Genomic DNA, 24,772 nt, shown 5'->3' with positions numbered 1-24,772 from the left:
CGAAGAATTATGACCTCTTTCAGGTAAATTAACGCTACTATTTCATTTTTCGTTAGGATAATTATTTTATGAGTCACCCCATTCCCGCAAAAACCCCAAAAGGTCAACGTCGCCATCAAGCACTCATTGCTGCTGCTGCTGAAGTTTTTCTGCAATATGGGTTTGAAGGAACAACGCTTGACATGATTATTGAGCGCGCGGGAGGTTCTCGCTCTACCTTGTATAAGAGCTTTGGGGATAAAGAGGGTTTATTTTCAGCCGTTGTCGCCTATATGATTGATGACATATTTACGGAACCAGACAGTAAAGAACCACCATTACAAACAATTGAAGCTGTATTATCATTTTATGGCTCGCGCTTTCTGCGAAATGTGGTTAAGCCACAATCGATAGGGCTATATCGATTAATCCTCGGCGAATATAACCGCTTCCCTGAAATCAGCCAGTTATTTTTTGAACAGGGCCCCGTTCAAAGTTACCAAAGGCTTACTCAAAAACTTGCACAACTTCCTAATGTAAATGTGGATGAAAAATTGTTACTTAGTATCTCATCCCGCTATTTGGAAATGTTAAAAGCAGATGTATTCATTAAAACTTTTTGTGTGAAAAATTTTAAGCCCAACGATGATTTTATTAACCAACAAATTGGTCTTTCAGTCGATATCATTGCCAGCTATATCCGTAAAATTAGTGCCACATAAATTTTATTAATTTAATACAGAAACTGCTCGTTTTTGTGCTAATAATGCATTCTCTTCTAGATAAACCTCGGGCCCATAAAGCGATGAAATTACAGGTGCCATTTTTTCCATTTCCAGTTTATCGCTACCATCCGACTGCAGCGTGATAACCATGGCTTGACAATATTTCACCATTCCCTCTCGAGCATCTTTCAGCCAACGACGAACCGTTTTCATACATTCCATATCTTCCGCTGTTGGCTTGCCTTTAGGCTTCATCGGTGGATAAATCAAAGAAAATGACTCTTTTTTGGCAAGCAATAATTCTAGCTCAGCTAACCATTGCTGGGTTTCCCCCATTGACGATGGAAATGTATTCATTGAGCATACTGGCCAATCTTGAATATTTATAATCGTATTATTTGTCATCACTATTCCATTCAATATTAAAAGTGTACTAGAATGTACACTTTATACATTCCAAACGTCAATAATGATTCTCATTTATAATTTGCAATTTATGCTATTTCTAATTTTGACTATCAATATGGGGTGAGTTTGATAAAGATTAAATCAGCCCAAAATATTAATCGGCTGATGATGCCTTTTTTAAGTCACAATGCTATGCTGATTCAAATATGTCTTTCGAAAGTGAATATATTATGAAAAAAATCCTTCCAATAGCATTTGGGCTATTTGCCGCGTTATCCGTCTCTCATGCAAGTGCAGGAAATGTGTGTGATAAGTATTTCAAAGAGATGAATGCTCTCGTCAAACAAGCTGAAGAGCAATATAAGAATGAACCAAATGCGGGAGAGCAAATTTCATTAATGAAATCACAGTTAGAGGAAGCTAAAAAAGCATTAGCAACCTACCCTGAAGAATCACAAGAGCAAGCTTGTAGTCAAGCATTAACCGCTATTGAGCAAGCCAAAGAAGCCGTAAATAACCAATAATACCCTTCAAATATAAAAAGACCTGAATCATCAGGTCTTTTTATTTGTTATCCAACTATCTGACAACTAATACCGATATTTTGGCATAAGATACAATTCCCGAAGCGTTCGATCCGAGTAAATGTGTTGAAAAACTTGGGTTACGAGACCCAATAACAATTAAATCCGCATGAATATTTTCAGCTTCTGCTAAAACTTTATCCCTTGGTGAACCAAACTCTACCTTATAAGAGATTTTATCTGCGGGGTAATCGTATTTTTTAGCCAGTGAATCGATCAATTCTTTTAACTGTTCTTCCGAACGCTCAAGGGCTTTTTTTGTAAAGGATGCTAGTAAATCATAATGATAACTGTAACTCATTGAGAATCTAGAGACATCTGGAACTGAGTGGAATAAATGAATATTTGCATTATCCATTTTTGCCAAGTGGATAGCATGTTTTAGTGCATTATCCGTTAATGTATCTTCTGAAATATCTACAGGAACCAAAATAGTTTTGTACATATAAGCCCCTCTCAAGTATGTATCTCTCACTTATTTTTCTAGAAATCCAAGTGTATGAGATAACTGTTTAATGGTTATTTTCATCAATAAAAGTATAGTCCGAATAAAATAAAAATGTCGTGAGCTTCTCGTCTAATCAATAAAAAATCACGTCAATCCACTCGATTAATTATCTTCTAGATGCCATTTATGTAGTACACGATGGATAAATGGAGTCACAATTAAACCAACACTGATAATAAATACACTCTGTAAAAATAAACCGTAAATTGCGATAAAAAACCGTCCAGTCTGAGTAATTGGTGCAGGCTCGATAGGCTGACCACTCAGCATAGAAAGTGCATTCAGCATAGACTCCATCAGTGAGTGCCCTTCTATAAAATAAAAACCAATAATTCCCGGAAGTAGACCAATAAAAAAAACCAATATCGCTAAAAAATAAAAACGTAGTACCCTAAAAATAAAGTGTTCTACACGTAATAATTCCTTAGTGAATTTTTCCATAAATAACCCAATCTTCCCCAACTAATCTACATAAAATATCCTCGGGTAAGATAACTGGAATACTTTATATTAAACTGAAAAATATCAAAAAAAGAACCTATACCAATCATGGTATAGGTTCTTAATATTAATTTATTAACGTACTACGAGTACTGATGTTTCTGCGTAGCGAACAATACCGGCAGCAGTTGAGCCTAATAGATGAGTCGTAATATTTGGGCGACGAGATCCAATCACAATAATATCGGCATTGATATCTTTTGCCGTATTAATCACTTCATCGCGAGGAGAACCAAACGTTATTGTATAGCTCACATCTGCCTGAGGAAGATCAATTGAATCCATCAGCATTTTCATATCTTCTTCTGCTTTCACCGTTGCTCGATCTTTGATTTCCATATAACCCAAAGCGTAAGCATTAATGATCGCTGAAGAGATAGGAAGCACGTGGATCAAATGAATTTTTGCACCTGACTGTTTGGCCAAATTAACTGCATGATGCACGGCTTTACTGGTTAATTCTTCTTCTGTTAGATCTATAGGGACCAAAATCGTTTTATACATAACCCCTCCTGATAAGTGTTCAAATGAATATTAACTAGAAAATTATAGTCCAAATGCGGTAAATGTCTCTTAACTCAAAAGATAAATGAGATCTGTAGCTATAAATTCACAATAATTTTTTTATAGCTATATTTTCCCCTCGAAAAAACACCCAAGAATGTAAAATATTTTTAGCTATCGTTATAATAAAATTAAGATAAAAAGCCAAAAGTAAAGCCTACTTTCTTGTTTTTATTATTTATTTTAACTAATTTTTACGGTTTTAAGGGGCAATTAATATTACAAAAAAAGGGGTTGATTTCTTAAATGAGAATGGTTATCTTTTATCTCGTGAATAGTTGAGTAAATTACTCAACTTTATCACAAACGACATTGCTCACATTGCTTCCAGTTTAGCAGGCCAATTCATTTGAGTTGGCCTTTTTTTTATTACATATCATTGATAGTTAATCAAAAAATAAACAATTAGTTTTTACGAATCGCGCTACTAAAACTCCAATTTTTTAGATGACCAACATAAGTAAGACGCTCTGTAGGGACAAATGTAGGAACATCCCCCGAGCGCATATGCAGAATATCTGCGGGTGTAATCCATGATGAGTTACCTTCAAACAACGGCACTCCTGCATATTTGTAAGCATCTAGGACAAACTGCGAACAAAAGAAACCGTTCGCTTGTTCAATATCATCACCTAGTTGAACTGTAGCGAGAGTTCTTAAACAAAAATTCCGAATTGTTTGTCCTACTAAGGGTAATTCACACACCCGTTTAGTGAGCATCCAAGGAGCAATCATGACAATCCCTTTCATGTTGTACTTACCACCATCATTCTGTTCAGAAAATTCACGTAACTTTTCTGCATGAAATGACGTCAGGTGATTATGCCGTAATACCACCATATTGTTAGAGTCATTGATAGCTTGATCTAGACGAATAATTCTAACGCCACTTCCTACTGATTCTGCAACTTGACCAAAACCGAGATAAATAGAAGCGTGACTCACTCCGCTCACGCTAAATAAACGGATCCCCCACGAGTTCATTCCTGTTGCCGATGACAATAAAATATCTCCAGGCAACATATCTGCAACCGTTAATGGCTCGACGGAATCTTTAATCGGAATTGTATTGGCTTGTTGTATTGTAAATTTTAACTGATTAGATTGTTCATCCGTTTTAAATTGTGTAGAACAACCATTGATAAAAATAAAACTAACAATCAATATCCAGCGAAATAATTTCATTTATGCCAATCCATTTTATGGTTATTTTTATCGTCTGAGGATGATTGTCTCATGAATTTATTTTCAATCAATACATCAATTTTAGTGAAAGATCACACTTCAATCACAACTAACCCTCATATTGAAAATCTCTTAGTATAAATTCGTAATATGAAATTAAAGAAAAACATTTAATAACGCCTTCCGATAAGATAGTTTTAAAAGTCTGATTAAAATTATTTTATTGACCATTATTTATGGTGGTCAGTATAGTAATAAAAATAACAAAATAGGACATAACATGATGAAAACCATCGGACTTATTGGTGGAATGAGCTGGGAATCAACCCTACTTTATTACCAACAAATTAATGAAGGCATTAAACAACAATTAGGTGGATTACATTCCGCAAAAATTGCTTTATATAGCGTTGATTTTGCAGAAATAGAACATTTCCAATCCCATGGTCAATGGGACTTAGCCGCAGAACATTTAGCCAATGCAGGCCTTCGACTACAAGCGGCAGGTGCTGATTTTTTAGTATTGTGCACAAATACAATGCATAAAGTTGCACCACAAATTGAAGATATCTCTAAACTTCCGCTATTACATATTGCAGATGCCACAGGTGAACGCATTTCCAATACAGGTATTAAAACTATTGGGCTCTTAGGAACCGCATTCACCATGGAGCAAGCGTTTTATAAAAATAGGCTGAGTGATAAATTCGGATTAAATGTGATAATACCCAATGATGCTGACCGTAAGGTTGTTCATGACATTATTTATAATGAATTATGCATGGGTAAAATAAAGGAATCATCAAAAGCAGAATATCAACGTATTATGCGTCAATTAGTCAAACAAGGTGCAGAAGGAATTATTCTAGGTTGTACTGAAATTACGCTATTGGTCGGTCAAGAAGATACTTCTGTTCCTGTTTTCGATACAACCGCTATACATGCCCAAAAAGCGGTAGAATTTGCTTTACAGAATTAAAATATCATTTCCAACAATACGATTATTTTACCTCATCGTCCTATAACGACAAAATATGACCCGTTACTAGGACGATGATTATAATAGCGATAATCAGTTATTTTACTGAGTTTGAGCTTCTATTAAAACATTGAGAACAAGAATAGCTCTGCAAACGCACCACTATAGATGAAGTATTCTACTGGGGTGACCACCATGCTGATGGTTCCCATCATTCCATGTGCAAGTATGTCCATCGGGTTAAACATTGCCATTGTAATTTCTCCTTTTTAGATAAAATTACCCTGAATTCTAGTCGATGTGTATCAGATAAATATCAATCTCATCTACTCCGCACCATTCTCCCTTCATTCCAACTTTTTTGCGAATCTGTATCAAAAATCCTCATCCATCTGGTATCATGTGCCTCTAAAAATTTCTTCTCCATACTTGAGCTTTGGTTTTACGCTAGGTAAAACATTTCGCGACAATAAAGAACAACACAGAATGACTACCAATAAAGAACAATACTACTTTAATAAACTCCAAAAACGCATTCGCCGAGATGTAGGGCAAGCCATTGCCGATTTCAATATGATTGAAGATGGCGACCGTATTATGGTGTGTCTCTCTGGCGGGAAAGACAGCTACACTCTGTTAGCAATACTGCAAAGCTTACAAAAAAGTGCGCCAATCTCATTCTCACTAGTTGCCGTAAATCTAGATCAAAAACAACCCGGTTTCCCTGAACATATTTTGCCAGCCTATTTAGATGAATTGGGTGTTGAATACAAAATCGTCGAAGAAAATACCTATGGTATTGTTAAAGAAAAAATTCCAGAGGGGAAAACGACCTGCTCCTTATGCTCTCGTCTGCGTCGTGGAATTTTATATCGCACTGCCACTGAATTAGGTGCAACCAAAATTGCACTTGGTCACCACCGCGATGATATTTTACAGACTCTATTTTTAAACATGTTCTACGGCGGTAAATTAAAAGGTATGCCACCAAAATTGATGAGTGACGATGGTAAACATATTGTGATCCGTCCTCTCGCTTATTGCCGTGAAAAAGATATTGAACGTTTTGCTGAAGCTAAAGGGTTTCCAATTATTCCATGTAATCTATGTGGTTCTCAGCCAAATTTACAACGCCAAGTCATTAAAGAGATGCTCCGCGACTGGGATAAACGCTATCCAGGGCGTATTGAAACTATGTTCAGTGCAACTCAAAATGTGGTTTCCTCTCATCTCTGTGATACCACGCTATTTGATTTTAAAAATATTTCTCATGGCGATGCGGTTATTAATGGTGGAGATATGGCATTTGACCGTGAAGAGTTGCCATCTCAGCCAATGATAGATGAAGATGACCAACCTGACTTTAGTGCTGACCGTTTAGATGTGATTGAAATAAAATAAATTTAGCTAAATTTTAATGGATTGCCTCAATTTGGGGCAATCCCTAGATTTTAGGCAAAAAAAAGCCGATGTAAAAGACATCGGCATTACAGTGGTCAATTATTCTGTATAAGAACTCAATATGAGAAAAACTACAATTATGGAGCACAACGTTCATCGCTCAACGTTGCATTCACCTGCGGAAGTAATATTGCCTTAAAACCTTATCCACTTTATTGATTTATCTCAAACTAGTTCCCATTACCAAGAATAATTCACTACTGTTATAGCCAGCGACTTCTTTTTAACCACCAAAAGACGGTTGCAATTAAACAGGCAAGCAATACGCAAAAAGCACTAAACGCAAATCTGAATTCTCCCCCTGGGATCCCACCAAGGTTCACACCAAATAACCCAGTCAAGAACGTCGTTGGTAAAAAAATCATTGCCATTAATGACATCGTGTAAATACGACGATTCATCATCTCGGTCATCATATTGGTGATTTCGTCAGACATAATGGCAGTTCGAGCAATAAAGCCATCGAGATCTTCAATACAGCGTCCTAATCTGTCAGCAATTTCCTGTAACCGGCGCCTATCTGCATCTTCCAGCCATAAAAACTTTTCAGCCGTTAAGCGAGAAAACATATCTCGTTGAGGTGCCATATAACGGCGAATAACAATGATTTGCTTACGAAGCAATCCCAATTCACCACGTTCGGGGATTTCACCGCGTAAAATATCATCTTCCATCTCAATAAGGCGTTCATGGAGTAAATCCGTGAAGTCACTAATTTCATCCGTGATAGCATCGGTGACGTCAGCAAGCCAATCACCCGTGCTCTGAGCGCCAACACCATCATGTAAATCCTCAATCACTGAGTCTAGTGATTTAACCTTACGATGGCGAGTAGAAACAATCATCCGGCTATTCATGAAGATACGAAAAGCCACTAGCTGTTCTGGACGCTGCCCTACCGTATTATTTAATGTTTGTAAGGTCAGTAAAACACCGTCGCCGACACGTACCATGCGTAAGCGGCTCGATTTTCCAGTCAACGCCGACTTTACTTGGTCACTAAATAAATCCGACTGTTGGATCCAACTGAATGACTCTTTATTTTTATAGTCATAATGGAACCAAAATGGGGATTGTTGAGTTGCAGTTGCATTTACATCAATCGGTAAAAAACCGCCTTTTCCATTCAATTGAAAGGCATGTACTGGACTAGAGTCTTGAAATTGGGATCCATAGATTGACGCCATGCAATATCTCCTTGCATTGGAAATACGTTATTTTTAGTAGATTAACGGAGATATTGCAATAAATTCTAAGAATATCTTAGGGATGGGACTAACAGAAAAACTTATATTAAATTCGAAAAAAGATAGAGCAAGAATATATGCGATTTAGATAGATTGATGAAATATCGCCATTTTTGCAAAAGAGATCTCACTCCATTGACACAAATTAGCAATAAAACAATAATTATTTTTCCTATTATTAACCCGTAGTGTTTATTCCTTTTTGGTCCTCCTTCTTACTCTCCAGTGGAAGGAGTTTTTTTTATCTATCTTATTGAAAATACCTCATTTAGCCAGCACACATGCACTGGCCAAATTCGTCTACTAGTGCTTGATAATATAAAAACTATGGCTATAAGCTACATCTTCTGGGTTTTCGATTGGATAACCTTTTAGCCAAGGCTTAATCAAGCGCGCATTGGTATATTGATAAATTGGGGCAATTGGCGCCTCTTTCGCTATAACAGCTTCTGCCTGATTATAATATCCATTACGTACTCCATCATTCGTTTCAATACTCGCAGAGCTCATCAACGCATCATAATTCGGGTTGTTAAACTTAGGAATATTGCCACTATGCTGGGAGGTTAATAAGGATAAAAATGTAGAAGGTTCATTAAAATCCCCTATCCAAGATGCGCGGATCACATCAAAATTGCCCGTATTTCGGCTATCGATGTAAGTTTTCCATTCTTGATTAACCAATTTTACCTGAACACCCAATTTTTTCTTCCACATAGATGCAATCGCTATCGCTATCTTTTGGTGATTTTCTGAACTGTTATATAACAATGTCAGTTCCAGTGGATTATTTTCCCCATATCCGGCTTGCTTTAATAATGTTTTCGCATGCTGGTCGAGTTCTTTTTGCGAATGAGTCTGGTAGAAACCTTTTTGTGGTTTAAAACCGGCAGTAACATCTGGAGTGAAATAATTTGCTGGTTTCTCTCCCGTTCCTAATACCTTGCTTGCAATCAGTTGGCGATCAATTGCCATTGATAATGCTTGACGAACACGTACATCATTTGTCGGTGCCCGTTGGGTATTAAAAGCATAATAATAAGTTCCTAACTGATCAGGTGTAAAAACCTCATTAGGAATATCTTCCAATAATTTTTTATAACGCTGTTTAGGGAATGATTCCGTAATATCCAAATCACCCGCTAAATAACGATTAGTTGCATGTGACTCTTGGTTAATTGGCACAAAAGTCACTTTGGTAATAACTGTATTTTTATTGTCCCAATAGTGGGTATTTGGCGTTAATACAATTTTTTCATTAACAACGCGGTCATTGAGTTCAAATGCACCATTACCGATTAAATTACCCACTTTAATCCAATCTGCACCAAATTTTTCAACCGTATCACGGTGTACGGGAAATAGACTAAAATTCGCTGTTAATGATGGGAAATAGGGAACAGGTTTATTTAATACCACTTTTAATGTGTGATTATCTAGCGCTTCTACACCTAATTGCTCTGGGGGCAATTTCCCATCAATAATATCTTGTGCGTTATTGATTCCAGACAGTGCAGCAAACCATGCAAAAGGCGATGTGTTTGTTGGTGTAACTAAACGGCGCCAACTATAAACAAAATCCTCCGCCGTCACAGGCTCCCCATTAGACCAAGCCGCATCAGGTCGCAATTTAAAAATCCATGTAAGGTTATCCTCGGTATGCCAACTCAAAGCCACACCCGGAATAGATTGCCCATGGTTATCTTGATTCACTAATCCTTCGAATAAATCACGCATCACTTGCGCTTCAGTGAGACCAACAGATTTAATCGGATCCAAAGAAGCTGGTTCATCTTTCAAATGACGGACAACTTCTTGATTTTCAGCTAATACAGTTCCGGCAGGGATAACAGCACTCATTGCTGGAGTAGTCAGAAAAAAGGATGAAAGTAATACAGCTAAAGAGGTACGTGAACATTTATGCATATTATTATTCTATCTACTATTAGGCAAAAAATAGGTAGCAAAGCTTTAAGGATTACATTAAAACTTGCTCAGTCGACATTTGATAAGCTAAAAATATGAGTCATTATGTGCCAATAAGTCACTGATTTGGCTATCCATCAATATTCAGCCTGTTAGGCATCATATAACAAGTAAAACTCGGCACAAAGCGCTCTTTTTATTATCTTGAATATGGTATTTTAAGATAATCCATAATAAAAAACAGAAGCGCTTGATAGGGCTTATCAGTTGTATACTGGATGAATCGCTTAACTAGCGTTAACATCGTAAAAATTAAAGCGTAATTTGGTCAATAATAGATGTAAAAACAAAAAGTTAAGGTCATCAATTAGGTCATTCTTTGAATTTAAAGCTCAATATCCTAACTTGAGATCCTTCAACTCAATTTATAAACGGGAGAAAAACTCATGTCGCAGACAGTTACACTAAAAGGTAATAGCATTTCATTAGGTGGCACGTTCTTACAAGCTGGAGCACAAGCAAAGCCTTTTACTCTGGTCACTAAAGACTTAAGCGAAGCAACCTTAGATACTTACCAAGGTAAACGCAAAATTCTGAATATCTTCCCAAGTGTTGATACCGGTGTTTGCGCTGCTTCTGTTCGTAAATTCAATCAATTAGCTAGTGGGTTAGACAACACTGTCGTTCTGTGTATTTCTGCAGATCTACCTTTTGCTCAAGCACGTTTTTGTGGCGCAGAAGGATTAGATAACGTGGTCACATTATCAGCTTTTCGTAGTAATTTCGCACAAGACTATGGAGTTGAAATGACGACGGGCCCACTGCAAGGTCTGACTGCACGTTCAGTCGTGGTATTAGATGAAAACAATAACGTTATTTATAGCCAATTAGTGCCTGAAATTACTGAAGAGCCGGATTACGATAACGCATTAAGTAGCCTAAAATAATGTTAATTTAGGCTTGTACATAGCAGCCTCTAATTGGCTGCTATGCTTTTCAGTATCCATCTACTTTAATCAACGTGAGCCCAATATAGCGGTTTATGATTTTTAGCATTGACCACATTTGCAAATATCACATTGTCTTTCATCATACTGATGAGTGTATGAGATAACGTGCTGAGTATTCTTTGTGCCTGCTCTTGAGTTACAGGGCAACAGGAAGTCAGAACATCGATAATTAAATCTCTCGATTTATCACCATTTTTAACTAACGCCTCCCAAGTAAAACGATTTTTTTTGGCTAGATAATTAGCCGCTGCTTTATTCATTAAATAAAGTTCAGCCGCTGAAGTTGCCGATTCAAACATATCACTTTGATAATGACATTTAGACATATATTCACGAAGCTTAAAATTAACAACAAAATTAATAGTGAATTGTTCCATTGCAACTCCTTGAAGGTCTATAACCAACGTTGCGATAAGAATAATCAATGCACAACATAAGCATTTTTCTTATTGTTTACTTTACTCATTAAAGCCTTTGTCTATCTTTATATAGCAGAAACGATGGCCTAATCGCAATGATCAGATCACCGTTTCACAATGAAAAAAGTGTAAATTTAGTTTAATCGAGTTAGCTCACCAAATAATTTTTATAAAATAAATTATTTGTGAGCTATTTTATTTGAATTTTTTAAATAATAAAAAATAGATAGCCTTAATCTGGGAAGTATCTTATATCAAGGTGTGTATCATTATTTTTCTGGATAAATTTAAGGGTCGTCTCACCACCCGCAAAATTTTGCTCAATATTTAATTGTTTATCCCCACTCCAGCGATAATGAATCGATGAGCAATTATCATCCGTACAATTCACGTCCACATCTTTATTTGATATCAGTTTCTTCGCCAAATATTTTCTATCATCGCCAAGTAAATCACGATACTCTTGGTAAGCATTTAATAAAGCCATGTTTGGAAAATAGCATTGGATTAATGCGCCATTTTCATACATCTCATCCGTTGTTTGCTCCACCACTTTACATCGCTTATCCAGCGCACTGTTTTCACTTTGAGCTAAACAACTCGCACTCATGCTGATTAATAATCCAAATAAACTGACTGCTAAATAATTTTTCATCGCGTTAGTCTTGCTCTTTTTTAGTATTCAACCCATATTCTCGCAATTTATTCGCGATTGCAGTATGAGAAATATCTAAACGTTTGGCTAGTTTTCGGGTACTCGGATAATCACGATATAATCTAGCTAATACAGATGCTTCATAGCGCTTTGTAATTTCATCAAGAGAACCATTTAAAGTATCCAAAGCGATTGCAGGGGTATTTGCAACATCAGGTAATTGAATATCTTCAATATCTAAAACATTGCCATTAAATTGTGTTAACGCTTGGTAGAGCGTATTTCTTAATTGCCTTACATTTCCTGGCCAATAATATGAGCTTAAATATTCAATTAACGATGGCGAAATTTTGGGCTCGTCAATATTCAATTCTTTGGAGAAATTAGAGACAAAGACTTTAGTTAACGGTTTTATATCTTCGGTACGTTCTCTTAATGGAGGGATAGTCAACGTTAAAACATTGAGGCGATAATAGAGGTCTTCACGAAATTTTTTCTGTTCAACTAACTCTGGTAAATTTTTCTGTGTGGCACAAATAACCCTTACATTCACTTTAACTTCATGCTCTTCACCAACACGTCTGAAAGTACCATCATTGAGAAATCGCAGTAATTTGATTTGCATTTGCGGAGTCATTTCTGCAATTTCATCGAGTAAAACCGTTCCACCATTCGCTTGCTCAAAAAAACCTTTTTTTCCTTCTAGTGCATTAGGGTATGCCCCTGCCGCATAACCAAATAATTCGCTTTCAACAACATCATCTGGCATTGAGGCGCAGTTTAAGCCAAGGAAAGGCGCATTACCGCGATTACTGTGTAGATGACACGCTTTTGCGAGAATATCTTTACCCGTTCCCGTTTCACCCACAAGTAATAATGGCTCATCAAGCATAGCCACTCGTTTCGCACGCTCGACCACTTGAACCATGGCAGAACTCACCGCCACAATCTGGCTAAAGCCACTGTCATTATTATCGGCAACAACTTGTTTGCGATGATTATCGAGAAAAACTGATGATTTCAATAAGATAACCGCACCAGTGCAATGCAATTTGCCATCTTCATCTGACAAAATAATCGGTGTCACCTGCATCAAGTAATCATTACCCTTAACCGAAACTCTCTCGGTGTATGGCTCTGGAGACTCTTTTTCAAACCAGCGATGTAAACCATGGTTTGCAATTAATTGAGAGAATGATTTTTGCTTAATTTTGACTTCATCAAGACCAAAAAGCTGTAAGCTCATTGGGTTAACTAATTCAATATTGAATTTATTATCAATCGATAATACGGCTTCAGGGAATGAATTAAGTAATGCCCATACTGCCTTATGCTCACGCTCCGATGGCATAAAATAGATTCGACGAACATCAATTACCCCATTAATGCGACGAATTTCCGCCATTAACGTGCTAAAAACTTGAAAATCGACTGGTGTAAAATTGAGATAAATTCTACGTTGAGCTGAAATTTCAATACCTTTTAGATCAATATTTTGCAGAACTAACAGGTCAAGTAATTCACGCGTTAGACCGATACGGTCTTGGCAAGTCACTTCGAGGCGCATGGGTAAACCTTTAATGGGAAAAGAAGGAATGCTGATATTTTAGCTTCAAACAGGGGAGTAATACAGTATTTGTGTCACATATTGTTGACACTTATCAGATTTATAATGAAATTATAAAGATAATAGCGTTAAATTAGTTTTTCTGTTGTTTAAATCAGCAATAGAATGACGGTATTATCTACGATGGCAGGATGAGTTACACTGTCAACTCATCCTGCCAGTTAATTTTACAGCTTAAACATTATCTTTTTTACTTGGAATCGCATTTTTCAGTTGCCCAATTAATTGGCGACGAAAATCGCCAAGTTTAGGCTTATCTTCAATCCATGGTAGTGGGCGACATAATTCCATAGCTTTAATGCCTAAACGCGCGGTTAACAGTCCGGCGCCAATGCCTTGGGCTGCTCGTGTAGATAGACGAGCTGTAATGTCCTGCGAAAGCCAGTCCATACCCACTTCACGAATTAATTCAGATGCTCCAGCAAATGCGATGTTAATCAATACCATTCTAAATAAACGAATACGGCTGTAGTAGCCAAGTTCAATGCCATAAATCGCTGCGATACGGTTAATTAAACGAATGTTTCGCCATGCAATAAATGCCATATCGACAATGGCTAATGGGCTGACCGCAATCATCAAAGCCGACTCCGCTGATGAGCGACTGATCTCTTTCCGAGCCTGCTCATCCAAAATAGGCTGAACTAATTTACTGTATAATTCAACAACTTCACGGTCATTATGGGAGTCATGTACCGTAGCCTGCCAGCTTTGTATTGCCGGATGTTGCATTGGCAATGCTGATTGTTTGGCTAGTTTTTCGCAGAATGCTTTCCCCTGCCCCATACCATGGCTATGAAGTAAGTCGCGAGCAAAATCACGCTCTTGCGCCCTTTCTCTTAAACGGTATAAACGACGCCATTCCCCCACAATAGAGCCTACACCTGCAACCACTATCAATCCCCCAGCGGCGGCAGTGCCTAAAGCCGTCCAATCTTGAGTAATCCAAGATTGATGAATCCAAATTCCTAATTGAGCAACCACGCTAACAGCAAAAATTCCGGCAGCAGCCCCGACAAGTTTACGCCAAAAACTGCGTTTTGGTTTAAGGGCCTCATTAATCAGACTTTCAACTTCACCGTCTTGATTATCCTGCTCTTCACTGATATCCACTGGCACAAATTTTTCAAATACTTGTTCGTCAAAAACCTTTGCCTGTTTCAGATTGTCAATTTGCACATCGTCCTGTTTATCCGAAAAATCAACACGTTGTTTTAGAGGTTCACTCATTTCAGTTTGTCTCCTAACAGAAATTCAAGTGCACTATCCATTCGAATATGCGGTAATGGCTGGTCTAATGGCGTCGGACGCGGTCTAAAGTTTTCAAACTGGAATCCTTGATGTTGCCAAAATTGTTCATTCGGTAAACGCTTTGGTACATCACCCGGATAGAATGTCATCGGCTGGCCATCACTTAGGCGTGCACCTTTTAGCGCAGGTAACTTTTCACCTTTATAATCTACCAGCCCGCTTTCTGTGGCTTGAATAGATGCTAAGCCTACACAGTCCATACTGATCCCTTCAAATGCCGCATTTTGCCATGCTTCTTGCACCAATTGTTGTAACAGTGAAACGAGGTTTGCATGTTGATCCGGTGTAACATGGTCAGACTTACTGGCAGCAAAGAGCAGTTTATCAATACATGGAGAAAACATGCGACGCAGCAAAGTGCGCTTTCCATAATGAAAACTGCGCATCAATTGGGTTAATGCCATCCTCATGTCGTTAAAGGCGTCAGGACCACTATTTAGTGGTTGCAGACAGTCAACCAACACGATTTGGCGGTCAAAACGTTGGAAATGATCTTTATAGAATCCTTTAACCACGTGATCACAATAATATTGATAGCGACGTTTCAAAACCCCAATATTGCTGTTTTTATCCGCCTGAGCTAACTGTTTTTCACCATATTTTTCAATATTTGGCCATGGAAAAAATTGTAATGCAGGAGCACCCGCTAACTCTCCAGGTAAAACGAAGCGTCCCGGTTGAATAAAATGTTGCCCCTGCTGCTTACATTCCAATAAATAAGCAGTATAAGCATTTGAAATATCAGCAAGTAAACTTTCATCAACCGGCGCTAGCGGATCACATTTTTCACACAGTTGTAGCCATTCATTGGCTAAGGCTGCTCGCTTTCCTTTGAGTAACACTTTCATTTGACTGGACCACGTCAAATAATTTAAGTCCAGCATTGGTAAATCAAGAAGCCACTCGCCAGGGTAATCCACAATTTCTAAGTATAAGGATGAGTTATCGACAAAATGTCTGACAAAAGAGTCATCCGAACGGTAATGAATCTTTAAGCGAATTTCACTAACCCCACGAGTTGGCACTGGCCATTGTGGTGGATCACCATAGAGCGACGCGATACCTTCATCATAAGCAAAGCGCGGGATCGAGAAATCCCGTTGAGGGATCCGTTTCACGCCTAAAATACGTTTGTCTCTAACCGCTGAAAAGAGCGGGAGTCTAGCACCAGTCGTGGAGTTTAAAAGCTGATTAACGAGAGAAGTGATAAATGCCGTTTTACCACTACGGCTTAACCCTGTGACCGCAAGTCTTACATGGCGATCAACACTACGATTCACCAAATCGGTTAATTCATTTTGTAGCCGTTTCATAGTTCTCCTACTTAATCTCTCTCCCAATAAAACACAAAGGGAATACAGTGGTTAAACTCTATTCCCATTCATGTGATGGTGCAAATCAGTTATAGGTTACGGAATTTACTATTAATAGTATAGGTATCCGAAGTGACATAACGCTCAATTTGACGAAGTTTGAGCTCTCCAGCCTGGAGTTGTGCATCTATTTGATTTAAAAGCGTCACCACTTCTGGACCAATATTTTGCTCCGTCGCGTAGTCACTGGGAGCTGACTCGATAAAGAAACACATCACTACATAAACAATTAGCGTTAAGCCAAAACTCATAAACAAGGCAAGTACAGCCAATGCTCTGACCAAGGCAACCGGTAACTCTAGATATTGTGCGAGACCAGAACAAACCCCACCAAGAACTCGCTTATCCGTTAAGCGATATAATTTACGGTTGCGTAAGTTAGTCATTATTTTTGCCTCCAATTAGGGTGCTCAGCATCTAAAATTTCTTCAAGCACTTTAATTCGTTGCTGCATACGAGATGACTGCTCTGCCAGTTGCATTAAACGTTGTACTTCATTGTCAGTAAGTTGAATTCCCTGCCCACTATTCTTTTTACTGTAATGTAGCCACAGCCAAATTGGCAGAATGAAAATGACAAAAATGATTAATACGAGAGACAGAAAAACATAGCCCATCACATTTCCTTATTTATGGTTATTCAAACTTTTGCACTGGCGCAATGATAACACTGCGCCTTGTGCGTTTGATATCACTGAAATATTATTCGTCTTTGTTAATTTTAGCTTTAAGTGCCGCTAACTGTGCACTAATTTCATCATCTGCTTTTAATTCTGCAAATTGTTGTTCAAGAGAGCGCTGTTTACCTATTCCGTAGCTTTGCGCTTCACCTTCCATATGGTCAATACGGCGTTCAAACTGTTCAAAACGCGCCATCGCTTCATCTAATTTGCCACTATCTAACTGGCGACGAACATTTCGGCTAGATTGTGCGGCTTCCAAACGGACAGTCATTGACTGCTGTTTAGCTCGAGTTTCTTGCAGTTTATTTTCTAACTCTGTGATTTCACCTTTTAAGCGAGTCAACGTTTCATCCACGATGATCAACTCATGCTTTAAAGTATCCACTAAGGTCAGTGCTTTTTGTTTTTCAATTAACGCTGCACGAGCTAAGTCTTCTTTATCCTTGATAAGTGCCAACTCTGCTTTTTCTTGCCATTCTGCAACTTGTTTTTCACCCATTTCAACACGACGCTCTAAACTTTTCTTCTCAGCTAAAGTACGTGCAGAAGTGGAACGAATTTCAACTAACATGTCTTCCATTTCCTGAATCATCAGGCGGATCATTTTTTGTGGATCTTCCGCTTTATCCAGCAGTGAAGCAACATTAGCGTTAATGATGTCGGCAAAACGTGAAAAAATACCCATAATTTATATCCTCTTGATGGATGTTATCTTTCATTACACTCGAAATATTGCAAACACCGTGCCAATTTTTAAAATATTATTTAATTTATTGATAATAAATGAAATTTAAATTAATTATCCATTATTGACTATTTAGCCTATATTTATGAGAGAGTAAAACAAACCAATAGTTGGTAAAAATAACCATGAAACAAACCAATAATACTATCCTCGGTGTTTCCAGTAATTTTCTCGATGTCTTAGAACGGGCATCTGAACTCGCGAAACTCAGCAAGCCTATTTTAGTGATTGGTGAACGAGGGACGGGTAAAGAGCTTATTGCGGATCGTTTGCACTACTTATCTCCCCGTTGGCAAGAACCTTTTATCTCCTTAAATTGCAGCGGGCTCAATGAAAATTTATTAGATTCTGAATTGTTTGGACATGAAGCAGGCTCTTTTACAGGTGCACAAAAACGTCATCAGGGGCGTTTTGAACGGGCAGATAAAGGAACATTATTTCTTGATGAACTGGCAACAGCACCGATGTCTGTTCAAGAAAAATTGCTAAGAGTCATTGAGTATGGTGAGTTAGAACGGGTGGGAGGAAGCCAGTCCTTACGGGTTGACGTACGTTTAGTTTGTGCAACGAATGCTAATTTACCGGAGCTCGCTCGTGAAGGCCGCTTTCGTGCTGATTTGCTCGATAGACTCGCATTTGAGGTCATTCGTATGCCCCCATTGCGTGAACGAATATCAGATATTTTACTCTTAGCAGAACACTTTGCTATTGGTATGATTGGTGAGCTTAAACGATCTTACTTCAGTGGATTTACCGAAAGAGCCCAACAAGAACTCATTCAATATCCTTGGCCAGGAAATATTCGTGAGCTTAAGAATGTCGTGGAGCGTTCCGTATATCGTCATGGGGATAGTGACGATCCCGTTGATGAGATTATCTTTAACCCTTTTGGCGAAAAACTGGCTGAACTGGGTGACACAATTATTTCACCAGCAGTGATAGATTTGCCACATTCCTCGTCACCTGCATTTCCATTTGATTTACGCCAATGGCAGTTGCAATCAGAAAAACATTATGTTGAAGATGCGTTAAAACAATCTCACTTTAATCAACGTAAGGCAGCACAGTCTTTATGTCTCAGCTATGACCAATTAAGAGGGCTGATTAAAAAACATCAAATTAGTATGGATAATTGATACAGTCCTTGGTCACTGCCTTAGTGGCACAAATATATTCTGAGGGCAAAAAAAAAAGCCAGCACCCGAGCTGGCTATCTAAATAAAACACTGGAAGCAATGTGAGCAATGTCATACCTTGTCTGCAAAAGCTTAACCACTTAGGAGACTGAGTTAATGATAATAGTTATTAGTATCATTTGTAAAGTGTTTTAATGCGATTATTTCTCATTAAGCTGAAAATATTTATAATCATAGTAATTACAGTAAGTTAATTTGTTGTTGATTCTTATTTGTATTTAATTACGCTCTATTTTTATGCTCTTCAAGCGTAAAATATCCCCCTGAATTTTGCTTATACCCTGTTACCCTATTTTTACGCTACAATAAGGCAATTCCGGTCAACAATATTAGCTCTATGCGCCTATTAATCCTTTGGTTTTTACTTACTGTTTCTCTTTCAGCTTCGACGGAAGAAACAGACATAAGCTATAAAGACACCATTGCCAATGATGTCCCAGCCGATATTCGCCAAAAAGGCTTTATCTACTGTGTAAATGGTATTGTCACCACATTCAACCCGCAACTAGCGAGTAGTGGCTTAATCATTGATCCTTTAGGCGCACAACTGTATGACCGTTTACTTGATGTAGACCCTTTCACTTATCGTTTAATTCCCGAGCTGGCCGCTCGCTGGGAAGTCTTAGATAACGGTGCTACTTATCGGTTATATCTAAGAAAAGATGTACAGTTTCAAACTACACCGTGGTTTACCCCTACCCGAAATATGAATGCGGATGACGTCGTGTTTAGCTTTTCCCGCATGTTCGAAACCAGTAACCCTTACCACTATATTAATGGCGGGCGCTACCCGTATTTTGATAGCTTGCAGTTCGCCAGCAGTGTTGAAAGTATCAAAAAACTGAATAACTATACCGTTGAATTTCGGTTAAAATCGCCTGATGCTTCTTTTTTATGGCATTTAGCCACCCACTATGCCCCTATCCTTTCTGCTGAATATGCAGATAATCTTTCTGCTGAGAATCACCAAGAAATGATTGACTGGCGACCTGTTGGTACTGGTCCTTTTTACTTTGATGATTATCAATCTGGCCAGTTTGTACGATTACTGCGTAATAAACAGTATTGGAGAGGCGAACCTCGTATGGAAGAGGTTGTCGTTGATATGGGGGCTGGAGGTACCGGGCGTATTTCGAAATTGCTAACTGGAGAGTGTGACGTACTAGCCTATCCCGCCGCTAGCCAACTTAAAGTGCTACGTGATGACCCACGCTTGCGGATTTCCATGCGCTCCGGAATGAATATTGCTTATTTAGCGTTCAATACCAGCAAACCTCCACTTGACCAACTTAAAGTTCGTCAAGCTATCTCTTATGCAATAAATAATGAGCGTTTGATGCAATCCATTTACTATGGGACAGCGGAAACGGCTTCGTCCATTTTACCTCGAGCATCTTGGGCTTTTGATAACCAAACGAAAGTAACGGACTATAATCCGGAACTATCCAAAAAAATGCTGCAAGAAATGGGCTTAGAAAAACTTCAACTGGATTTATGGGTTCCTGTTGCCTCACAGTCTTATAACCCCAGCCCATTGAAAATGGCTGAGCTAATTCAAGCAGATTTAGCACAAGTGGGTATCGTGATGAATATCCGATCCGTTGAAGGTCGTTTCCAAGAAAATCAGTTAATGGATCGCTCTCATGACATGACACTGGCTGGCTGGACAACTGACAGTAACGATCCAGACAGTTTTTTCCGCCCATTATTAAGCTGTGCAGCGATCAGCTCACAAACCAACTTAAGTCACTGGTGTAATCCACTATTCGATGAGGTCTTGCATAAAGCACTCCTAACTCAGCAACTCGCAGATCGCATTGATTATTACCATCAGGCACAGCAAATACTGGGACAAGACTTACCTATTTTACCCCTCGCCTATTCTTTACGCTTACAAGCTTATCGTTATGATATGAAGGGATTAGTCATCAGTGCCTTTGGGAATACATCCTTTGCTGGCGTATACCGTGAAATGCAAGAATCGGCTAAACTGCCTCCTAAGAAACAGGAGCAGCAACCATGATTATTTATTCGCTAAGGCGCATACTGTTACTATTAGTCACCGTTTTCTTTTTGTCCTTGGTCAGCTTCAGCTTAAGCTACTTCACGCCTAACGCCCCATTAAGTGGAGCATCACTTATCGATGCCTACATTTTTTATTTTGATGGGCTGTTGCGTTTCGATTTTGGGGTTTCTAGTATTAATGGCGAGCCTATTACAGAGCAGCTTAAAGACACTTTTCCCGCCACTATGGAGCTATGCATTTTAGCATTTATGTTTGCTCTATTTATTGGTATTCCGTTGGGAATGATTGCCTCATTTTGGCGCAATAAACCGGTTGATATAGCTATCAGTACCTTTGCTTTACTGGGTTTTTCAGTCCCTGTTTTCGTTCTAGCATTAGTACTTACCCTATTTTTCTCACTACATTTAGGCTGGCTACCTGTTTCTGGACGTATCGACCTACTCTACAACTTAAAATCTGTTACTGGTTTTGCTTTAATTGATGCTTGGCTTTCTGACTCACCATATCGTAAAGATATGATGATAAACGTGTTAGAACACATGATTTTACCTGTTTTAACCCTCGCCCTTGCACCTACCACTGAAGTGATCCGACTAGTACGTATTAGCACTGATGAAGTCGCTAGCAGTAACTATGTAAAAGCCGCAGCAACACGAGGGCTTTCACGGTTTAAAATCATTCGTCGGCATATTTTCCATAACGCGATCCCACCCATTATCCCAAAGTTAGGCTTACAATTTTCCACCATGTTAACTTTAACCATGGTGACAGAATTAGTCTTTAATTGGCCGGGATTAGGTCGTTGGTTAGTTACAGCTATCCGTCAGGGAGATTACTCCGCAATTTCTGCGGGGGTCATGCTGATTGGAGCCTTAGTGATCACCGTCAACGTGCTGTCTGATATTTTAGGTGCCATGATGGATCCGTTAAAACATAAGGATTGGTATGTCCTCAGATAATTTTTATCGTGAACAAAAAATGCCATCTCCTACGCGGGTGGTATGGAATATTTTTTCTTCTGATGTTTTGGCGATGATCGGTTTTTTTGGAGTGTTGCTACTCGTTATCCTATGCTTCATAGGCCCTTATTTGGCACCCTATGCTCTCGACCAGCAATTTTTAGGCTACCAAGTTACACCTCCATCATGGTCACATTATGGTGAGGTTGCCTTTTTCTTTGGAACTGATGACCTCGGGCGAGATATCCTTAGTCGACTATTAATCGGAACAAAATCAACGTTTGGCTCCGCCTTACTCATTACTTTTATTGCTACAATAATTGGATTAATTTTAGGTTGTCTGGCGGGAATGACCCGAGGTCTGAAGTCAGCGATATTTAACCATGTTCTCGATACGCTGTTATCAATTCCATCCCTTTTACTTGCTATTATCGTAGTCGCATTTATGGGTGCTAGCCTTACCAACGCCATGCTTGCTATTTGTCTCGCCCTAATCCCCAGAATGGTGAGGACAATTTATGTGGCCGTTCACGATGAGCTAGATAAAGAATATATTGTTGCAGCTCGCTTGGATGGCGCATCGAATATTTTTATTTTGTGGTACACGGTACTACCCAACATTACCCCTATTTTAGTCACTGAATTAACTCGTGCATTATCCATTGCTATCTTGGATATCGCCGCTCTCGGTTTTCTGGATTTAGGTGCTCAGTTGCCGTCCTCTGAATGGGGAGCCATGCTAGGTGATACTTTAGAATTAATTTATGTCGCGCCATGGACCGTGATTTTACCCGGAGTGGCTATTATGAGTAGTGTATTGTTCGTCAACCTTTTAGGTGATGGATTACATCGAGCTATCAATGCGGGAGTTGAATAATGCCACTGTTAGACATCCGCAATTTAACAATTGAATTTATGACGGCAAACGGTCCTGTAAAAGCCGTTGACCGTGTTTCTATGACGCTATCTGAAGGGGAAGTCCGTGGTTTAGTGGGCGAATCAGGCTCAGGTAAGAGCCTTATAGCAAAAGCAATCTGTGGGATCACAAAAGACAACATCCGCGTCACCGCAGATCGTTTTCGTTTTCAAGATATTGACCTACTAAAGTTAAGTCCACGTAAGCGACGCCGCTTAATAGGTCACAATATTTCAATGATTTTCCAAGAACCACAATCGTGCCTAGACCCTGCGGCTGATATAGGAAAACAACTCATTCAGTCCATTCCTGGCTGGACTTATAAAGGTCGTTGGTGGCAGCGATTCAATTGGCGAAAGCGTCGTGCCATAGAACTGCTGCACCGTGTTGGTATTAAAGATCATAAAGATATTATGCGCAGTTATCCTTATGAGCTCACTGATGGCGAATGCCAGAAAGTTATGATCGCTATCGCTATTGCCAATCAACCGCGCCTATTGATTGCCGATGAGCCAACTAATGCGATGGAATCCACCACTCAAGCTCAAATTTTTCGTTTATTGGATAAACTCAATCAAAACAATAAAATGAGTATTTTGCTGATTAGCCATGATATGGAAATGATGTCCAAATTAGTTGACCGAATTAATGTACTGTACTGCGGGCAAACCGTAGAAAGTGCAACACCGGAAGATATATTACAACGTCCTCGGCATCCTTATACGCAAGCTTTAATCCGAGCAATACCTGATTTTGAAAGTCCTATCCCTCATAAAGGTCGCCTGAATACCCTTCCTGGTGCTATTCCATCACTAGAGCATTTACCGATTGGTTGTCGCTTAGGCCCGCGTTGCCCTTATGCACAACGTACCTGTATTGATGCACCACCATTACGCAGTATTAAAGGACACTTAGTGGCTTGCCATTATCCTCTCAATACGGAGGAACTGCCTTGATGGAAACGTTACTTGAGGTTCGTAACCTCATGAAAACATTTCGTTTTCGTGAAGGATTATTCCACCGCCATGAGTTACAAGCGGTTAAACCTGTTAGCTTTAATCTACAAGCAGGACAGACGTTAGCAATTATTGGCGCAAATGGCTCAGGAAAATCGACTCTTGCACGCATGTTATCCGGTGTCACAGAGCCATCTGGAGGCGAAATTTTAATTCGTGGCCAACGACTGAGTTTTGGTGACTATGGCTATCGTAGCCAACGGATTCGAATGATTTTTCAGGATCCCAGCACCTCACTAAATCCCCGTCAGCGAGTAGGACAAACCCTTGAACTGCCATTAAAATTGAATACTAATTTGACAGGGATTGAGCGAGAGCGACGGATCATACAGACATTACGTCAAGTGGGATTACTCGCCGATCATGCTGAATACTACCCTCATATGCTGGCTTCAGGTCAGAAACAACGTGTTGCACTTGCTCGAGCGTTAATCTTACAGCCAGAAATTATCATCGCTGATGAAGCCTTAGCTTCCTTAGATATGTCAATGCGTTCCCAAATTATTAACCTCATGCTCGACTTACAAGCAAAGCAAGATATTGCTTATATTTATGTCACTCAGCACTTAGGCATGATGAAACATATTAGCGATAAAGTCTTAGTCATGGATAAGGGTGAAGTGGTTGAGCGAGGGAATACGGCAGAAGTGCTGGCGGCACCATTACATGATGTCACTCGCCGCCTTATTGAAAGCCACTTTGGGGAGCCTTTATCTATTGATGCATGGCGGCAAGATTTATAATTTTTTTGCTAACTCACCGTAGAGGTT

27 protein-coding genes are annotated in these 24,772 nt (G+C 39.0%); 11 read left to right on the top strand and 16 right to left on the bottom strand.

The window, feature by feature from the left end; translation table 11 throughout:
- The first annotated feature begins 68 nt into the window (after positions 1-68).
- The gene (locus tag EL244_RS08035; protein ID WP_006813209.1) at positions 69-701 is read left to right on the top strand and encodes a TetR/AcrR family transcriptional regulator; all 633 of its coding nucleotides are present in this window, start codon (positions 69-71) and stop codon (positions 699-701) included.
- Between the two features lie 6 nt (positions 702-707).
- Here the strand turns inward: EL244_RS08035 and EL244_RS08030 are convergent, their stop codons facing one another.
- The gene (locus EL244_RS08030) at positions 708-1,109 is read right to left on the bottom strand and encodes a hypothetical protein (RefSeq protein WP_230084867.1); all 402 of its coding nucleotides are present in this window, start codon (positions 1,107-1,109) and stop codon (positions 708-710) included.
- 233 nt (positions 1,110-1,342) lie between these two features.
- On the opposite strand from EL244_RS08030, the gene EL244_RS08025 reads away from it, so the two are divergent.
- Positions 1,343-1,636 (top strand): DUF5339 domain-containing protein, encoded by a 294-nt coding sequence (locus tag EL244_RS08025; protein WP_039854130.1) that lies wholly within the window; start codon positions 1,343-1,345, stop codon positions 1,634-1,636.
- A gap of 55 nt (positions 1,637-1,691) precedes the next feature.
- On the opposite strand, the gene EL244_RS08020 is transcribed toward EL244_RS08025, so the two are convergent.
- The 4 genes from EL244_RS08020 to EL244_RS08005 all read right to left on the bottom strand — a co-directional run bounded on the left by EL244_RS08020 (position 1,692) and on the right by EL244_RS08005 (position 4,454).
- On the bottom strand, positions 1,692-2,141 hold the full coding sequence (locus EL244_RS08020; protein ID WP_006813212.1) for a universal stress protein: 450 nt from the start codon (positions 2,139-2,141) through the stop codon (positions 1,692-1,694).
- 165 nt (positions 2,142-2,306) lie between these two features.
- Complete coding sequence (locus tag EL244_RS08015; RefSeq protein WP_006813213.1) at positions 2,307-2,645, bottom strand: hypothetical protein; 339 nt, start codon at positions 2,643-2,645, stop codon at positions 2,307-2,309.
- A gap of 135 nt (positions 2,646-2,780) precedes the next feature.
- Complete coding sequence (locus EL244_RS08010; RefSeq protein WP_006813214.1) at positions 2,781-3,209, bottom strand: universal stress protein; 429 nt, start codon at positions 3,207-3,209, stop codon at positions 2,781-2,783.
- A gap of 465 nt (positions 3,210-3,674) precedes the next feature.
- The gene (locus EL244_RS08005; RefSeq protein WP_006813215.1) at positions 3,675-4,454 is read right to left on the bottom strand and encodes a YaeF family permuted papain-like enzyme; all 780 of its coding nucleotides are present in this window, start codon (positions 4,452-4,454) and stop codon (positions 3,675-3,677) included.
- Between the two features lie 283 nt (positions 4,455-4,737).
- Here EL244_RS08005 and EL244_RS08000 point away from each other — a divergent pair, with 283 nt between their 5' ends.
- On the top strand, positions 4,738-5,433 hold the full coding sequence (locus EL244_RS08000) for an aspartate/glutamate racemase family protein (RefSeq protein ID WP_126462765.1): 696 nt from the start codon (positions 4,738-4,740) through the stop codon (positions 5,431-5,433).
- Between the two features lie 122 nt (positions 5,434-5,555).
- Here the strand turns inward: EL244_RS08000 and EL244_RS18125 are convergent, their stop codons facing one another.
- Positions 5,556-5,681, bottom strand: a complete 126-nt coding sequence (locus tag EL244_RS18125; protein WP_269471788.1) for a hypothetical protein — start codon at positions 5,679-5,681, stop codon at positions 5,556-5,558.
- A 238-nt stretch (positions 5,682-5,919) separates the two neighbouring features.
- On the opposite strand from EL244_RS18125, the gene ttcA reads away from it, so the two are divergent.
- A complete protein-coding gene (gene ttcA, locus EL244_RS07995) occupies positions 5,920-6,834 on the top strand; it encodes a tRNA 2-thiocytidine(32) synthetase TtcA (protein ID WP_126460034.1) in 915 nt (304 codons plus the stop codon).
- Positions 6,835-7,097: 263 nt separating this feature from the next.
- Here ttcA and zntB read toward each other — a convergent pair whose 3' ends face one another.
- Both zntB and EL244_RS07985 read right to left on the bottom strand, forming a co-directional pair.
- The gene (zntB, locus tag EL244_RS07990; RefSeq protein ID WP_126460031.1) at positions 7,098-8,081 is read right to left on the bottom strand and encodes a zinc transporter ZntB; all 984 of its coding nucleotides are present in this window, start codon (positions 8,079-8,081) and stop codon (positions 7,098-7,100) included.
- A gap of 363 nt (positions 8,082-8,444) precedes the next feature.
- Entirely contained in the window at positions 8,445-10,067 is a 1,623-nt protein-coding gene (locus EL244_RS07985) for a peptide ABC transporter substrate-binding protein (RefSeq protein ID WP_039854134.1), read from the bottom strand.
- Positions 10,068-10,513: 446 nt separating this feature from the next.
- Between EL244_RS07985 and tpx the strand changes: the two genes are divergently transcribed.
- Positions 10,514-11,014: a thiol peroxidase gene (gene tpx / locus EL244_RS07980; protein ID WP_006813221.1), complete on the top strand. Its 501-nt coding sequence runs from the start codon at positions 10,514-10,516 to the stop codon at positions 11,012-11,014.
- Between the two features lie 65 nt (positions 11,015-11,079).
- Here tpx and EL244_RS07975 read toward each other — a convergent pair whose 3' ends face one another.
- From EL244_RS07975 to pspA, 8 genes are all read right to left on the bottom strand, one after another.
- On the bottom strand, positions 11,080-11,454 hold the full coding sequence (locus EL244_RS07975) for a hypothetical protein (RefSeq protein ID WP_039854137.1): 375 nt from the start codon (positions 11,452-11,454) through the stop codon (positions 11,080-11,082).
- A 274-nt stretch (positions 11,455-11,728) separates the two neighbouring features.
- Positions 11,729-12,151: a DUF2059 domain-containing protein gene (locus tag EL244_RS07970; protein ID WP_126460028.1), complete on the bottom strand. Its 423-nt coding sequence runs from the start codon at positions 12,149-12,151 to the stop codon at positions 11,729-11,731.
- Between the two features lie 4 nt (positions 12,152-12,155).
- On the bottom strand, positions 12,156-13,718 hold the full coding sequence (gene tyrR / locus EL244_RS07965; protein WP_126460025.1) for a transcriptional regulator TyrR: 1,563 nt from the start codon (positions 13,716-13,718) through the stop codon (positions 12,156-12,158).
- A gap of 234 nt (positions 13,719-13,952) precedes the next feature.
- Entirely contained in the window at positions 13,953-15,008 is a 1,056-nt protein-coding gene (locus tag EL244_RS07960; protein ID WP_126460022.1) for a YcjF family protein, read from the bottom strand.
- On the bottom strand, positions 15,005-16,402 hold the full coding sequence (locus tag EL244_RS07955; protein WP_126460019.1) for a YcjX family GTP-binding protein: 1,398 nt from the start codon (positions 16,400-16,402) through the stop codon (positions 15,005-15,007). Before EL244_RS07955 ends, EL244_RS07960 begins: the two co-directional genes overlap by 4 nt.
- An 89-nt stretch (positions 16,403-16,491) precedes the next feature.
- Positions 16,492-16,848 carry a PspC domain-containing protein gene (locus EL244_RS07950; protein ID WP_006813227.1) on the bottom strand — a complete coding sequence of 119 codons (357 nt, stop codon included), beginning with the start codon at positions 16,846-16,848 and terminating at the stop codon, positions 16,492-16,494.
- Positions 16,848-17,078 (bottom strand): envelope stress response membrane protein PspB, encoded by a 231-nt coding sequence (gene pspB / locus EL244_RS07945; protein ID WP_006813228.1) that lies wholly within the window; start codon positions 17,076-17,078, stop codon positions 16,848-16,850. Before pspB ends, EL244_RS07950 begins: the two co-directional genes overlap by 1 nt.
- A gap of 85 nt (positions 17,079-17,163) precedes the next feature.
- Positions 17,164-17,829, bottom strand: a complete 666-nt coding sequence (pspA, locus tag EL244_RS07940; protein WP_126460016.1) for a phage shock protein PspA — start codon at positions 17,827-17,829, stop codon at positions 17,164-17,166.
- A 185-nt stretch (positions 17,830-18,014) separates the two neighbouring features.
- On the opposite strand from pspA, the gene pspF reads away from it, so the two are divergent.
- The 6 genes from pspF to sapF all read left to right on the top strand — a co-directional run bounded on the left by pspF (position 18,015) and on the right by sapF (position 24,745).
- The gene (gene pspF / locus EL244_RS07935; RefSeq protein WP_126460014.1) at positions 18,015-19,025 is read left to right on the top strand and encodes a phage shock protein operon transcriptional activator; all 1,011 of its coding nucleotides are present in this window, start codon (positions 18,015-18,017) and stop codon (positions 19,023-19,025) included.
- 397 nt (positions 19,026-19,422) lie between these two features.
- Positions 19,423-21,108 (top strand): ABC transporter substrate-binding protein SapA, encoded by a 1,686-nt coding sequence (gene sapA, locus EL244_RS07930; protein WP_126460011.1) that lies wholly within the window; start codon positions 19,423-19,425, stop codon positions 21,106-21,108.
- Positions 21,105-22,070 (top strand): putrescine export ABC transporter permease SapB, encoded by a 966-nt coding sequence (gene sapB / locus EL244_RS07925; RefSeq protein WP_006813233.1) that lies wholly within the window; start codon positions 21,105-21,107, stop codon positions 22,068-22,070. Before sapA ends, sapB begins: the two co-directional genes overlap by 4 nt.
- Positions 22,057-22,947 carry a putrescine export ABC transporter permease SapC gene (gene sapC / locus EL244_RS07920; protein WP_006813234.1) on the top strand — a complete coding sequence of 297 codons (891 nt, stop codon included), beginning with the start codon at positions 22,057-22,059 and terminating at the stop codon, positions 22,945-22,947. Before sapB ends, sapC begins: the two co-directional genes overlap by 14 nt.
- Complete coding sequence (sapD, locus tag EL244_RS07915) at positions 22,947-23,942, top strand: putrescine export ABC transporter ATP-binding protein SapD (protein WP_126460008.1); 996 nt, start codon at positions 22,947-22,949, stop codon at positions 23,940-23,942. The genes sapC and sapD overlap by 1 nt, the downstream gene beginning before the upstream one ends.
- Complete coding sequence (gene sapF / locus EL244_RS07910) at positions 23,942-24,745, top strand: putrescine export ABC transporter ATP-binding protein SapF (RefSeq protein ID WP_006813236.1); 804 nt, start codon at positions 23,942-23,944, stop codon at positions 24,743-24,745. The genes sapD and sapF overlap by 1 nt, the downstream gene beginning before the upstream one ends.
- Positions 24,746-24,772: the final 27 nt, after the last annotated feature.

The sequence above is a fragment of the Providencia rustigianii genome (genome assembly GCF_900637755.1).
GTDB lineage: Bacteria > Pseudomonadota > Gammaproteobacteria > Enterobacterales > Enterobacteriaceae > Providencia > Providencia rustigianii.
Note: the sequence above shows the minus strand (reverse complement) of the source record. Positions and strands in the feature narration are given on the sequence as shown.

What these genes read in the sequence shown, in the direction of transcription:
- EL244_RS07985 (WP_039854134.1), bottom strand. Translation starts at nt 10,067, where the DNA reads ATGCATAAATGTTCACGTACCTCTTTAGCTGTATTACTTTCATCCTTT.
- EL244_RS08035 (WP_006813209.1), top strand. Translation starts at nt 69, where the DNA reads ATGAGTCACCCCATTCCCGCAAAAACCCCAAAAGGTCAACGTCGCCAT.
- EL244_RS08005 (WP_006813215.1), bottom strand. Translation starts at nt 4,454, where the DNA reads ATGAAATTATTTCGCTGGATATTGATTGTTAGTTTTATTTTTATCAAT.
- EL244_RS07950 (WP_006813227.1), bottom strand. Translation starts at nt 16,848, where the DNA reads ATGACTAACTTACGCAACCGTAAATTATATCGCTTAACGGATAAGCGA.
- sapD (WP_126460008.1), top strand. Translation starts at nt 22,947, where the DNA reads ATGCCACTGTTAGACATCCGCAATTTAACAATTGAATTTATGACGGCA.
- EL244_RS18125 (WP_269471788.1), bottom strand. Translation starts at nt 5,681, where the DNA reads ATGTTTAACCCGATGGACATACTTGCACATGGAATGATGGGAACCATC.
- sapB (WP_006813233.1), top strand. Translation starts at nt 21,105, where the DNA reads ATGATTATTTATTCGCTAAGGCGCATACTGTTACTATTAGTCACCGTT.
- EL244_RS08030 (WP_230084867.1), bottom strand. Translation starts at nt 1,109, where the DNA reads ATGACAAATAATACGATTATAAATATTCAAGATTGGCCAGTATGCTCA.
- sapF (WP_006813236.1), top strand. Translation starts at nt 23,942, where the DNA reads ATGGAAACGTTACTTGAGGTTCGTAACCTCATGAAAACATTTCGTTTT.
- EL244_RS08000 (WP_126462765.1), top strand. Translation starts at nt 4,738, where the DNA reads ATGAAAACCATCGGACTTATTGGTGGAATGAGCTGGGAATCAACCCTA.
- EL244_RS08015 (WP_006813213.1), bottom strand. Translation starts at nt 2,645, where the DNA reads ATGGAAAAATTCACTAAGGAATTATTACGTGTAGAACACTTTATTTTT.
- sapA (WP_126460011.1), top strand. Translation starts at nt 19,423, where the DNA reads ATGCGCCTATTAATCCTTTGGTTTTTACTTACTGTTTCTCTTTCAGCT.
- EL244_RS07960 (WP_126460022.1), bottom strand. Translation starts at nt 15,008, where the DNA reads ATGAGTGAACCTCTAAAACAACGTGTTGATTTTTCGGATAAACAGGAC.
- EL244_RS08010 (WP_006813214.1), bottom strand. Translation starts at nt 3,209, where the DNA reads ATGTATAAAACGATTTTGGTCCCTATAGATCTAACAGAAGAAGAATTA.
- EL244_RS07955 (WP_126460019.1), bottom strand. Translation starts at nt 16,402, where the DNA reads ATGAAACGGCTACAAAATGAATTAACCGATTTGGTGAATCGTAGTGTT.
- pspA (WP_126460016.1), bottom strand. Translation starts at nt 17,829, where the DNA reads ATGGGTATTTTTTCACGTTTTGCCGACATCATTAACGCTAATGTTGCT.
- tyrR (WP_126460025.1), bottom strand. Translation starts at nt 13,718, where the DNA reads ATGCGCCTCGAAGTGACTTGCCAAGACCGTATCGGTCTAACGCGTGAA.
- ttcA (WP_126460034.1), top strand. Translation starts at nt 5,920, where the DNA reads ATGACTACCAATAAAGAACAATACTACTTTAATAAACTCCAAAAACGC.
- zntB (WP_126460031.1), bottom strand. Translation starts at nt 8,081, where the DNA reads ATGGCGTCAATCTATGGATCCCAATTTCAAGACTCTAGTCCAGTACAT.
- pspF (WP_126460014.1), top strand. Translation starts at nt 18,015, where the DNA reads ATGAAACAAACCAATAATACTATCCTCGGTGTTTCCAGTAATTTTCTC.
- EL244_RS08025 (WP_039854130.1), top strand. Translation starts at nt 1,343, where the DNA reads ATGAAAAAAATCCTTCCAATAGCATTTGGGCTATTTGCCGCGTTATCC.
- sapC (WP_006813234.1), top strand. Translation starts at nt 22,057, where the DNA reads ATGTCCTCAGATAATTTTTATCGTGAACAAAAAATGCCATCTCCTACG.
- tpx (WP_006813221.1), top strand. Translation starts at nt 10,514, where the DNA reads ATGTCGCAGACAGTTACACTAAAAGGTAATAGCATTTCATTAGGTGGC.
- pspB (WP_006813228.1), bottom strand. Translation starts at nt 17,078, where the DNA reads ATGGGCTATGTTTTTCTGTCTCTCGTATTAATCATTTTTGTCATTTTC.
- EL244_RS07975 (WP_039854137.1), bottom strand. Translation starts at nt 11,454, where the DNA reads ATGGAACAATTCACTATTAATTTTGTTGTTAATTTTAAGCTTCGTGAA.
- EL244_RS08020 (WP_006813212.1), bottom strand. Translation starts at nt 2,141, where the DNA reads ATGTACAAAACTATTTTGGTTCCTGTAGATATTTCAGAAGATACATTA.
- EL244_RS07970 (WP_126460028.1), bottom strand. Translation starts at nt 12,151, where the DNA reads ATGAAAAATTATTTAGCAGTCAGTTTATTTGGATTATTAATCAGCATG.